Genomic DNA, 11,829 nt, shown 5'->3' on the forward strand with positions numbered 1-11,829 from the left:
AGGGGAATTCTTTTCCCTTTATATGGTGGATGGTTTTCCCACCAGCGGTCTTTGCTTTTTAGGTTTTTTAGTCTTTTAATCTTACGCTGCAGGCTGTCTGTTTTCCTCTTCCAGTGGTTTTTGCATTTTCATGTTTTTTTGTTTGCCTTTTGTTTTTAGCGCCACAGACTATTCTTTTTCGTTTTTCCTACACATAATCCACCCAAGAAGCTGTCACGGGCCTCGCGGTGACAAAAAAGAGAGACCGCCGCGGAGCACTTCGCTTTTTACGATGATAAGGAGGGGGACACCGCAAGCTGTCCTATTAGTCTTTCATTCTGCTACTAAAGAAGCAGCTTTTCAAGAGTTTTAAAGGTGACATTATCACAGAATAACCACACAAAAGCCCCTAAGCAGTTGACAGAAAATGAACTAATGGAGTAGTATTCTAAAGATGTTAAAAACTTAGAAGTCACAGAGGTGGACTGAATGTTGAGAAGTTTGCGCAAGCATTTAGATGTAATACTCATAATTGTGGTAATAGCTTTTGCTGTAACTATTTATTACGGTTACGGTTCTCGCCGCTCAGGGGGAGGCAACCAGGCAGTAGCAGCTACAGTCAATGGTACAGCTATCACTTTTTATGAACTGGACCAAGCCTTTCGTAATCTAATTTCTCAGTACGATTCTAAAACTCTCAACCAGATGGACGAAAATTCTATAACTTTCTTGCGCCGTTTAATACTGGAAAACCTGATTCAAAACGAGCTTCTCTACCAGGAAGCCAAATCGAGAAGAATTAAGGTTTCCTCTTCTGAAATAGAAGAACAAATAGAACTTATCAAGGCCCAATTCCCCTCTGAAGAAGATTTTCGAAGATATTTAGGATACCAGGGATTCAATCTCGCTGCTCTGCGGGAAGCCATAAAAAGAGAATTGATGATTCAAAAACTGGAAGACAGCCTGGCAGAAGAAATCACCATACCAGAAGAAGAAATACAAAAATACTATGAAGAAAATAAATCCCTTTTCACCACTCCTCCTCAATATCACCTGCGGCAGATGACTTTTTCTTCTCAAGAAGAGGCCGAGGCAGTCTTAAAACGTTTGTATGTAGGAGAAGATTTTGCCCAGCTGGCTAAAGATAATTCTCAAGATTCCTATGCTTCTCAGGGAGGAGACTTAGGATGGGTGAGTGAAACTACCTTGCCTCCCGAGGTAAAAGAAGTTCTCGCTCCTCTCAAGGACAAACCTCTGGCTATTACTCCTGTAATTAAGGTGGGAGAGCACTACTGTATCTATCAGATAATAGAGTTTAAGCCCCAGGAAGAAAAAAAATATGAAGAGGTAAAAGAAAACATAGAAAAGCTTTTAAAAGAAGAGCAAAAAAGAGTCAAAGTTAACCATCTAGTGGCTGAGTTGCGGGAGAAAAGTAAAATTACCATAGCTGAGTCCTTGCAGATAGCCGTAGAAAGCTCATCTCCAGAGGCCGACACCGCTCCTCAGAGTTCTCCGGAAGCGAATGGTAAAGAAGAAAATAGAGAAGAAATTCCTACCCCGTGAATTCTAAAGAAAAGTATTAGAAAATAACCATGCTCCGTAGATGGCACCTAATCTTATTAATTACAGAAATAGTACTTTTATCTTTGTTTCTTTCTTCTTGCTCTCAGCCAATTGAAGGCAATCTATTAGGTGTTGACTTAGGCGACCTTAAAAAAAGCGAGCTATCCTCTTTTTTAGAGATAATGGAAGAGAGGTGGTTGGAATCTCCTCTCTCCCTTAAAGTGAATGGTTTAACCATTTCCCTCAATAAAAAAGAACTGGGAATTTCCTGGAACATTGAGGCAATGAAAAGGTTTATCCTCAAAGGAGAGGGAGAAACAGTTCCCCTTATGTTTTCCTGGGATGAAGAAAAGGTCAAAAGCCTCCTGGATGACTTAGCTCAAAAAACTTATTCTACCCCAGAAGACGCTCGCTTAGAGGAAAAAAGGGTAATTCCCTCCCGGGAAGGGAAAAGGCTTGATGAGGAAAGAGCAATATTAGAGCTCCGAGAAGCTCTCTCCCGGGGAAAAGAAGAAATAACTCTCACTACCTTTCAACTCCTGCAGCCGAAAATTGACACCTCCATTATTCTTGAAAAACTGGGAACCCCTCATCTATTAGCCCGTTATCAAACTTCCCTTGAAGGTAAAGACGAACCCACAGTTTATAATATTCAAAAGGCCTCTTCTTCCATCAACGGTTACATATTAGAAAAAGGAGAAATTTTCTCCTTCAACAACATAGTAGGCAGAGCAGAAAAAGAGGATGGTTACCTCGAAACCAATATAATGGTTAACGGAAGACTATCTCCCGGTTATGGAGGAGGAGTATGCCAGGTATCTTCTACTTTATATAATGCTCTATTAGGCACTGAAGCTCAAATTTTAGAACGTCATCCCCATTCCGGATATTCAGAAACCACCTCTTATGTTCCCCCCGGAAGAGACGCAGCGGTAAGCTATGGGAGTAAAGACCTTCGATTCTTCTATCCTACACAGAAAGTAGTTATTTTTGCCTATCTCCAGGAAGAGAGCTTAATATGTGAAATATGGGGAGAAAAGGAGAACTCCCTGCAAAAAACCTGGGAAACGCAAATTGTTTCCTTAGAGAGAAAGGGAGAAAAAGAAGGACTCTTAACCGTAGAAACTACAGTAAGAAATGGAGAAAAAATTGAGTATCGTTATCAGGATACCTACTTGATACCCTGGGAATTGGAGCAAAAAATTAAAGAAGAATTTCAATAACGGATTTTTAAATTTCTACAAACACCGGGATGAGCCATCCCACCCCGGTGTTTTTTATTCTTCCCTTTATTTATCGCGGGAAATCACTTCGATGTCTATTGTGGGTTTATTTTTATATACCTCTCCCAGGTTTAGCTCCTGCTGCCAGACCTTATCCTCTACTTCTCCCTCTACATAGCTCAATATCTCTCCTGGCATATAAGCTTTAACAAAAAGAGTAATGGAGTCTAGAAAAGGCTTTACGGCAGTCCCTCCCCACTGATTCAAGACATTATCCAGCTCTTTCCCTTCCAGGCTAGCCTCTAAAACTACCAGGTCTCCATCTTTAGAAAGACGAGCGGTGCTACCTAGGAATTGTTGAGTAAACTCCTGAGCTTTTTCCTGGTCAGGGAAATCCCACTCCCAGGCCACTATATAGGGAGGGGCATCTTCTTTGGTCATTACTTTTACAAACTCTCTTTCCTCCTCGGATAACTTTTTGTATTCATCCACAGCTACTTTTTTTAGTTGGCTCAAAACTGTGGTGTCATTTACTATCACCGCAATACGAGCAGCAGGAATAGTAGCATCGCCAGCCACTTTAACTGCTAATTCTACCTGAGCACAACCAGAAAGGAGAAGAAGAGAGATAGTCACTAAGAGAAGTAGCCACCACTTTTTGTTCATGATTTTGCCCCCTTTTTATTTTTCACTATAAAAGAGTATTTAATCCTTAAAATAGAGTTCCATTGTATAATGATACTAAACATTAATCTCAAAACCAAGTAAGGAGGTAGAAAAATGGCTCAAGTAGAGCTTGTAGCCCGAAGAGGGAAAATCGAAGCCCACATAGGAAAAGAGACAATCTTATTTAAAAGTAGAGGCGCAGAAAGCGAAGCAGGATACTGGCCGGTAGAGTGTTTGCTGGCTGCTTTAGGAAGTTGTTTTGCCGGAACAGTCTTTGCTTATGCCCAGACCAAAAATTTTCCTCTGGAGGAAGTAGTCGCCCGAATCAACGGAGAATTAGGTTCTTCTCCTTCCCGGGTGCAAAAAATAGAAATGGAAGTGGAACTAATCGGTAATTTAACTCACGAAGAAAAGGAAAGAATAATAAAAGCAGGAGAGAGAGGCTGCACGGTAATGAATACCTTGCGCGGAGGTGTAGAAGAAATAGCAACTAAATTGTCTTATTAACCGCTTCGGCGAACTTAAAATTAATCGCAAAACCTATTGCAATATTCCTATATTCCCCAGCAATTTGTTATCTTTGTGCTGCGCAATTTCCCCAAATCCAAGATAAGAAATAAGATAAGAGAACATGATACAGAAAAGAAGAGGAAAATCAGGAATTTAACAAGAAACTGGATAAAATAAAGTTCCCAAACATTGAAGGATACGACGAGGTTGTGGTAAACATCCGACCAGGAAAAATATCGTCATAAACTCGAAACTACCTTTCCGAGAGCGCGCTAAAACTATTCTCCATGAGGTAGCTCATTTTCTCCTTCACCACGCTAACTATCTGCGCCCGGTGTTTTTAGACCATAAAAGCTTTGTCGCCGGATTGGAAAAAGAAGCCGACTACTTCGCCTATCTCTTGATGCAGGAGTGGTTGGAGGAGGAGGGTTTGTAGGTTCAGGTAGAATTGTTACATTTTGGCAAAGATATGTGGTATGTTATACCTAAAGTAAAAGCATATAAAAGGATAAATAATATGAAGTGGATTAAAGAAATGGATGATTATAATTTTCTTGGGATATATGATGTGATGCTTGATATCAAGACAGAGATGAATATTTCCCCTGATAAAATTATCATTCCGTTACTTCAAAATAGGATAAAGTTTACTCAGCTGTTTCCAGTAGATTCTCCAGCAACAAGAGACCAATATTGTGAGATAAGATGGAAAGCCACTAAATTTTTAAAGGAAAATGGTATCATAAAAAGTTTTAAGCCAATTAAAGGTAATCATAGATGGGAAAATAAACTGGAAATTGAATTGGAAAAGAAAATATTTGAAGATGCATTAGATAAAATGAATGTGGAATATGAAAAAAGAATTACAAAAAGTAACGAGCAAAGATCGGGTATTTCGAATATATTCTGGGATTTGTTACACCCTAAAATTGTAGAAGTCTCAAAAAGTCGCTTTGAAGCAAAACATTTTGCAGATTCAGTTGAGGCAGCGTTTAAAGAAATTAATAGTATTGTGAAAGTTATAGTTAAGGAGGAAACTGGCCAAGAATATGATGGTGTTGACTTAATGAATAAAGCTTTTTCACCACAAAATCCAATTATTGTATTGGATGATCTTTCAACTACAACAGGGAAAAATATACAACAAGGATATATGCAAATATTTTCGGGGGCTATGGCTGCTATAAGGAATCCGCAAGCCCATGAGAACATCCCAATGGACAGTAATAGGGCTATTCATTTTCTTTTTCTGGCAAGTCTTCTGATGTTTAAAATAGACGAGAAAAAGTGAATAAAGGAGGTACGGCGCTTTATATAACATGGCACAAAAGGCTTGTGCTTAGTGGAGCTGAGCTCAACTTGGTGCTTTTAAGATTAATCGTTCAGGATTTATTTTATTTCGGAAATATTGCATAAAATACCTGATACCACAGTAAAAAGGGGTAAAAAGTATGAGTAAAGAACAAAAATTTTATGATGCGCTGAAAGACATCTTTATAGGTGCAAGGGTAGAAGGGGAATCTGGATATATCAATTTAATGAGGATTAAATCACGCTATTATGAAGAAGGTGTCTTTCCCCAACTTCAAAAGGATATAGATAAGGCATTAGAGCCCTTCCCTGAGTTTAGAGAGGAGCTTTTTGACAAACTTTACACTTTCTTTAACCGCTATTTTTCAGAAAGTGGTTCGATTTATTTCAGATACACACCTATCTATCAAAATGTTTATGAGAAAGTATACACTGACGATAAGGATGTAATGCTTTTTTGGAAAACACATATGCTCTATTACGTCAAAACCGATAGGTTGTTTAAAAACTTGGAGGTAGATGTAGATGATGTCAAATTCTTTTTTGATGTTTCTACGCTTGAACACAAAAAAGCAAATGAAAAGAGGGCAATTATTTATGAGCTTAAAGGGAAGAGAAATGATGGAGTAATTGCCTTTAATGTTCTTTATTCTGAGAGGGGCAGGAAAACTAAGATTAATGATATTTTAAGAGATCTGAGGAAAGAAGGAGTAACAATTACTGAAGACACTTTGGAAGAAGCATTTAGGGTGTTTGAGAAACAAAGCGAAGTTGATTATTTCATAAATAAAAATGCTAAGGAGTTTTTGCAAGAGCAGTTCAATATATGGCTTTATCAATATGTTTTTAGTGGTGAAAGTGAATGGACAGAAAAGAGAATAAAACAACTGCAGGTTTTGAAAGATATTGCATTTAAGATTGTCAACTTTATCTCACAATTTGAAGATGAGCTGGTTAAAATATGGAATAAACCCAAGTTTGCCTTGAACTCTAACTATGTAATAACGCTGGATAGGATTGCAGAAAAAAACATTGAACTTATAGAAAAAATCTTAGAGCATGAGGGATTTGAAAATCAGGTAAAAGAATGGGAAGAATTAGGCATTGTGGGTAAAGAATTTGATAAAAGTAAAATTTTGGAAAATGCACCTTTGAGCAAGCAGTTAAACAAAAAATATCAATATCTACCAATTGATACAAAATACTTCAAGGATTTGGAGCTTGAAATTTTAGGATTATTTGATGATTTAGACAATTCTTTGGATGGGTGGCTGATAAAGAGCGAGAACTATCAGGCACTGAATACGATACTGGCTAAATTCCGAGGAAAAGTAAAATGCACCTATATTGATCCACCATACAATTCTAAGTCTACAGAAATAATATATGTGAATACATATAAGCACTCTTCGTGGATGAGTTTAATGGAGAATCGTCTTGCTCTAAGTAAGTTGCTATCAACCACAGATGGAAGTCACATTATTGCGATTGATGAGAACGAGCAAGAGAGACTCGGTTGGTTGCTCTCATCAATTTTCTCGGAGTATACAAAAGTGTGCGTTACCGTGATACATAATAAGAAGGGCATTCAGGGTGATTATTTCTCTTACAACCATGACTACGCTTACTTCTGTATCCCACCTTCATTGAAGAGAATCAACGAAATGCTGATTCCACAAGACGAATGGGAGTATGTCAATCTGCGAAAGTGGGGAACAGAATCTGAGCGCAAAACGGCCAAAAACTGCTTCTATCCGATTCTTGTTAAAGAAAGTAACGTCATTGGTTTCGGTAATGTTTGTTCCGATTCATTTCATCCCAGTAAATCTAACAATAAGCGAAAGGACGGTACAGTGGAGGTTTACCCCATTGATCCCAGAGGTGTCGAACGTAAATGGCGTTATTCCCGTGATTCCGTTGAAGATATAAGACACTTGCTGAGGGTACATATCACGAAGAGGGGAGAAATTCAGATCCTTAAAGCTAAAGCTTCGAGCCAATATAAGACCGTATGGGATGACTCAAGATACATTGCTGGTGACTATGGAACTCGTCTACTCACAGAAATGGGTCTTCTGCCTGAGGGCATTTATACTAAGTCAATTTACACAGTTATGGATTCAGTCTACGCGGTTACTGATAAGGATAGTATTGTACTTGACTATTTCGCTGGTTCTGGTACTACAGCTCATGCGGTAATAAACCTAAACCGTCAGGATAATGGTAAGCGAAAATACATCTTGGTAGAAATGGCCGACTACTTCGATACCGTACTCATGCCCCGTATCAAGAAAGTGGTTTTCTCTGACAAATGGAAGGACGGAAAGATGCAGAATGGCCAGGGTATCAGCCATTTCATCAAGTATTACTCCTTGGAGCAATACGAAGATACGTTAAGGAAAGTAAAATATGAGGATTCTAACCTCTTTGATAATCCCTACCAAGATCCATATAATCAATATGTTTTTATGAGAGATTTAAAGATGCTTGAGGCGTTAGAAATCGATTATGAAAATAACAAGGTGAAGGTGGATTTATCAAAACTTTACCCTAACATAGACATTCCAGAAACTCTTTCCAACCTTCTGGGCAAATGGATAAAGAAAATTACCCCTGATTATGTAGAATTTGAAGATGGAGAACAAATTAATCTAAAAGATTTAGACTATAAAGTGATTAAACCTTTAATATGGTGGTAAAAAGATGAAAATATTATTACAAGATATGACAGAAGACTTAAGGTTTGAGGATTTACCTCCGGCCTGGAACACTTTTGATTTGGAGAGCTTTTCAAAGGATAAAAGGCTCTGGGATTATCAGCAAAATGCATTGAAAAATGCAATAAAGGTCCTTTGGAAGTATTTTGAGGATTTTGTGGATTATCAAGAAAAAGAGAACTCAGAAATAAACGGGGAAAGAAAAAAGGATTTTTTCAAATGGTATCAGGACAATGGATTAGAAGAAAACTTGGATATTGGATTAGACAGGAGGAAAAGAAACATCTACAATCTCCTAACGGAATATTATCCTCAAGACAATGGGAAAATACCTTACGAACATTTTATTAACCGTATGAGCTTTTGGATGGCAACGGGGAGCGGAAAAAGCCTTGTCATTATCAAGCTTATTGAAATTTTGATACAGTTAATGGAAAGAAAGGAAATTCCATCATATGATATTTTGATTTTAACTCATAGAGACGATTTGATAGAGCAACTTAAAAAGCACGTAGATGAGTTTAACTACGCTAATGAGACAAAAATAATTCTAAAAGAGCTAAAAGAGTATCCAGAAGTTAAAAGACAGCGAACATTATTCGGTACCACTGTATTTTACTACAGGTCTGATAACTTAAGCGACGAACAGAAAGAGAAAATCATTGACTTCAAGAACTACGATAATGACGGTAGATGGTATATTTTCTTAGATGAAGCACACAAGGGAGATAAGGAAGACTCAAAAAGGCAGCACATTTATTCTATCCTTTCAAGGAATGGGTTTTTATTCAATTCTTCCGCAACCTTTATCGACCCAAGAGACATTGCTACCTGTGCTTTTGAATTTAATCTATCAAGTTTTGTGAACGCAGGGTACGGAAAACATATCAATATTCTAAAACAAGAAATAAGAGCATTTAGGGATGAAGAAGATTACAGTGGAGAAGAAAAGCAGAAAATAGTTTTAAAGTCCTTAATCCTTTTAACTTATGTAAAGAAATTCTATGAAGATATTAAGAATATCCAATCAGATTTGTATCATAAACCCCTACTTTTAACTCTGGTTAATTCTGTTAATACAGAAGATGCCGATCTTAAACTTTTCTTTCGAGAGCTTGAGAGAATTGGAAAAGGAGAAATTCATCCCGGAGTTTTAAAAATTGCTCTTGACGAACTTTGGAAAGAGTTAAAAGAAGGGCCTGAGTTTATGTTTGAAGACAATAAGGTAATGAGAATAGACGAAGCAGTTCTTAAAAGTATAACAAAAGATGATATTTTAAGCTACGTATACAATTCAGATAGTAGCGGCGAAACTGAAGTATTAGTAAGGCAATCTGATAGAAAGGAGTTAGCCTTCAAGTTAAAGGCCAGCGATAGACCCTTTGCATTGATAAAAATAGGTGATATATCAGGATGGTTGAAAGAAGAACTTGCAGGATATGAAATTCAAGAAAGATTCGAGGATGAAAGTTATTTTGAGAATCTGAACAAAGAGGAATCTGATATTAATATCTTGATGGGTTCTCGTGGTTTCTATGAGGGATGGGATTCCAATAGGCCTAATGTAATTAATTTTATCAATATTGGTATGGGAGAGGATGCAAAAAAGTTTATTCTCCAATCCGTTGGACGAGGAGTAAGAATCGAGCCTGTAAAAAACAAAAGAAGAAGATTGTTACAGCTTTATAATTCAAAGGAAATAGACCAAAATTTATTCGATAAAGTCAAAGATAAAGTATTGCCCATAGAAACCCTATTTATTTTTGGAACGAATAGAAATGCTATAGCCACAGTGATTCAGGAGTTGAAAAAAGAAAAAGAGGGGGAAGGAGAGACTCCACTTTCTCTGTTTGAGAATCCCCAGATTCAAAAAGATAAATTGCTTGTGCCAAAGTATAGGCCAGCAGATTCTCCTCTTTTAAAAACGGATGAGCAAGTAAAGTTTGAGATTTCAACTGAGGATTTGAAAGTACTTTCTGAATTTGGTGAATTCATAACCGATGATAGAGTTGTTTTGATGAGATACAATACAGAACCAGAAAAAGTTAAATTTCTGAGAAAAAGCCTGGCAACTCCAAACAATTTTAAAATTGGTGAGAAAAGCTTTAAAGACGTGGATTTGCTTATTCAAAGGTTTTTTGATTATCTCAGTGTCACTCCAGAGGAATTTGAAGAATTTAAAGAATTAGAGGAAGAGATAAGACATTTTAAAAATATTAAAGTTTATTTGGAAGACATTAGCGAAATACAAAAGAAAATTGAGAAAGTCTCCCAATTCAAGGATCCCTCCCAACTGGAGAAAGAGTTAGAAGAAAAGTATTCTCGCGGAGAAATTAGTTTAAAGGAGTACACCGAAGGTATCAAAGAGTCTGCTCGGATGGTTAAAGAAGAAGCATCAGAATACCAGGGTAAGGCATTAAAAATTAAGTATATTCCTAACCACTATTACCTTCCAATAATACTGTCTGATAACCAAAGAATAGACTATATCAAGCACATCATCAAAACTCCAAGCGAAGTGAAGTTCATAAACGATCTGGAAGATTATTTGGAAAAGCCAGACAATAAGTTTAAAGATTTCGATTGGTGGTCTTTTAGTAAACTGGATGAAAGTTTAGATGAAATTTATATTCCTTACTACAATCCTAATGTAAATAAAATCAGTAGATTTTATCCTGATTTTATATTCTGGCTTAAAAAAGGAGACAACTACTTTATTGTTTATGTTGATCCAAAAGGGACAGAGCATACCAGTGCTTATAGGAAAATTGACGGATATAGAGCATTGTTCGAGGAAAACGGAGAAGAAAAAGTTTTTAACTACAATAGATTTAAAGTCAGAATAAAACTATTGTTAAGGCCAGATGATACCTCAAAGGCTTCTCGTGAGTATAGGCGGTATTGGTTTGATAACATTGAGGGAATGTTGAAGATGATATGATTAAAATAAGGTGAATAAGAAAAAGAACTATGGCAATGAACAGGTAACTTCCCGTCATTGTTTCTAATCACCTCACTGGTGTGGGTAGTGGGGTGATTATTCTATACCTTCCTCACTCTTTTTCCCACAATATCGCTCACTGGTGTAGCTTTTTCATGCTCTGCTTTTAAGTCTTCTCCAGTGAGTGCAAGGTATCTTTTAGTCATATTTAAATCAGTGGCTCTCGGGTGCGCTGTAAGGTGAAGACATTGCCACCATTACGCAAGTATAAAAGAGCGAAAGAGTGGCGTAAGTCATAAGGAGTTATTTTATAGCCAATTTTACGAGAATATTTATTAAGCCTTCGGCCAAAAGAAGCTGTGGAAAGCTCTTTTCCTTCAAAACCACAAAAGACGGTGGTATCTCTCCACTCTAAAGGTTGCAGAAAGAGGAGCTTTTTAATCTCTTTAGCAACTACTGGAGAGAGAGGAAGAGTTCTTTTCCTTCTCGTTTTAGCAACATTATCAGGAATAGTTACTTCAAATGAGGCAAGATTAAAGTCTTCTTTCTTGAGCTTTAACGCTTCTCCAGGGCGGATGCCAGTATCGAGCATAAAGAGGATAAGACAGTAATCACGAAAGCCAGCATAACTCTTTTTATCTGGAGCGCCGAGGAGCTCCTTTAATACCTCAAGGGGTATAGCTCGGGCTCTTCCTTCATCCTTTCTCTTTTTAAAGTCTACCGGGTTTTTCTCGATGATATTCTCTCTTACTAAGAAATCAAAGAAGGCTTTAAGATATACTCGGCGAAGATTGAAAGTAGCAGGTTTAATATCATCGGAGAAATACTTGAGGATGGAAGTTCTTAAATCTTTCTCTGAACGTAGAGCACGAGGAAAGCGTTTAAAAAAGCTGGTAATGTGAGTCTTATAAGCGTAGAT

General features: G+C 37.3%; 9 protein-coding genes. 7 read left to right on the forward strand and 2 right to left on the reverse strand.

Annotated features, from left to right (window positions below; all coding sequences use genetic code 11):
• Positions 1 to 468 precede the first annotated feature (468 nt).
• Together GXZ17_RS03025 and GXZ17_RS03030 are read left to right on the forward strand one after the other, a co-directional pair.
• Positions 469 to 1,542 carry a SurA N-terminal domain-containing protein gene (locus GXZ17_RS03025; protein ID WP_409375811.1) on the forward strand — a complete coding sequence of 358 codons (1,074 nt, stop codon included), beginning with the start codon at positions 469 to 471 and terminating at the stop codon, positions 1,540 to 1,542.
• 29 nt (positions 1,543 to 1,571) lie between these two features.
• Positions 1,572 to 2,765, forward strand: coding sequence for a VanW family protein (locus tag GXZ17_RS03030; protein ID WP_409375812.1), 1,194 nt, complete (start codon positions 1,572 to 1,574; stop codon positions 2,763 to 2,765).
• Positions 2,766 to 2,831: 66 nt separating this feature from the next.
• On the opposite strand, the gene GXZ17_RS03035 is transcribed toward GXZ17_RS03030, so the two are convergent.
• The gene (locus GXZ17_RS03035; protein WP_409375813.1) at positions 2,832 to 3,431 is read right to left on the reverse strand and encodes a hypothetical protein; all 600 of its coding nucleotides are present in this window, start codon (positions 3,429 to 3,431) and stop codon (positions 2,832 to 2,834) included.
• A 114-nt stretch (positions 3,432 to 3,545) separates the two neighbouring features.
• On the opposite strand from GXZ17_RS03035, the gene GXZ17_RS03040 reads away from it, so the two are divergent.
• From GXZ17_RS03040 to GXZ17_RS03060, 5 genes are all read left to right on the forward strand, one after another.
• A complete protein-coding gene (locus GXZ17_RS03040; RefSeq protein WP_409375814.1) occupies positions 3,546 to 3,938 on the forward strand; it encodes an OsmC family protein in 393 nt (130 codons plus the stop codon).
• A gap of 199 nt (positions 3,939 to 4,137) precedes the next feature.
• Entirely contained in the window at positions 4,138 to 4,377 is a 240-nt protein-coding gene (locus GXZ17_RS03045; protein WP_409375819.1) for an ImmA/IrrE family metallo-endopeptidase, read from the forward strand.
• Between the two features lie 81 nt (positions 4,378 to 4,458).
• On the forward strand, positions 4,459 to 5,232 hold the full coding sequence (locus tag GXZ17_RS03050) for a TIGR02391 family protein (RefSeq protein ID WP_409375815.1): 774 nt from the start codon (positions 4,459 to 4,461) through the stop codon (positions 5,230 to 5,232).
• Positions 5,233 to 5,392: 160 nt separating this feature from the next.
• A complete protein-coding gene (locus GXZ17_RS03055) occupies positions 5,393 to 7,951 on the forward strand; it encodes a DNA methyltransferase (protein ID WP_409375816.1) in 2,559 nt (852 codons plus the stop codon).
• A 4-nt stretch (positions 7,952 to 7,955) separates the two neighbouring features.
• Positions 7,956 to 10,910, forward strand: coding sequence for a DEAD/DEAH box helicase family protein (locus GXZ17_RS03060; RefSeq protein WP_409375817.1), 2,955 nt, complete (start codon positions 7,956 to 7,958; stop codon positions 10,908 to 10,910).
• A 208-nt stretch (positions 10,911 to 11,118) separates the two neighbouring features.
• On the opposite strand, the gene GXZ17_RS03065 is transcribed toward GXZ17_RS03060, so the two are convergent.
• Positions 11,119 to 11,829, reverse strand: a 711-nt coding sequence (locus GXZ17_RS03065) for a tyrosine-type recombinase/integrase (RefSeq protein WP_409375818.1), incomplete at its 5' end; no start/stop codon positions are given.

The sequence above is a fragment of the Candidatus Sordicultor fermentans genome, from assembly GCF_012728195.1.
Classification (GTDB): Bacteria; Atribacterota; Atribacteria; order Atribacterales; family Caldatribacteriaceae; genus Sordicultor; species Sordicultor fermentans.

Bases quoted from the DNA above. Each gene is read 5' to 3' on its own strand.
- GXZ17_RS03050 (WP_409375815.1), top strand. From the start codon at position 4,459: ATGAAGTGGATTAAAGAAATGGATGATTATAATTTTCTTGGGATATAT.
- GXZ17_RS03055 (WP_409375816.1), top strand. From the start codon at position 5,393: ATGAGTAAAGAACAAAAATTTTATGATGCGCTGAAAGACATCTTTATA.
- GXZ17_RS03030 (WP_409375812.1), top strand. From the start codon at position 1,572: ATGCTCCGTAGATGGCACCTAATCTTATTAATTACAGAAATAGTACTT.
- GXZ17_RS03040 (WP_409375814.1), top strand. From the start codon at position 3,546: ATGGCTCAAGTAGAGCTTGTAGCCCGAAGAGGGAAAATCGAAGCCCAC.
- GXZ17_RS03035 (WP_409375813.1), bottom strand. From the start codon at position 3,431: ATGAACAAAAAGTGGTGGCTACTTCTCTTAGTGACTATCTCTCTTCTT.
- GXZ17_RS03060 (WP_409375817.1), top strand. From the start codon at position 7,956: ATGAAAATATTATTACAAGATATGACAGAAGACTTAAGGTTTGAGGAT.
- GXZ17_RS03025 (WP_409375811.1), top strand. From the start codon at position 469: ATGTTGAGAAGTTTGCGCAAGCATTTAGATGTAATACTCATAATTGTG.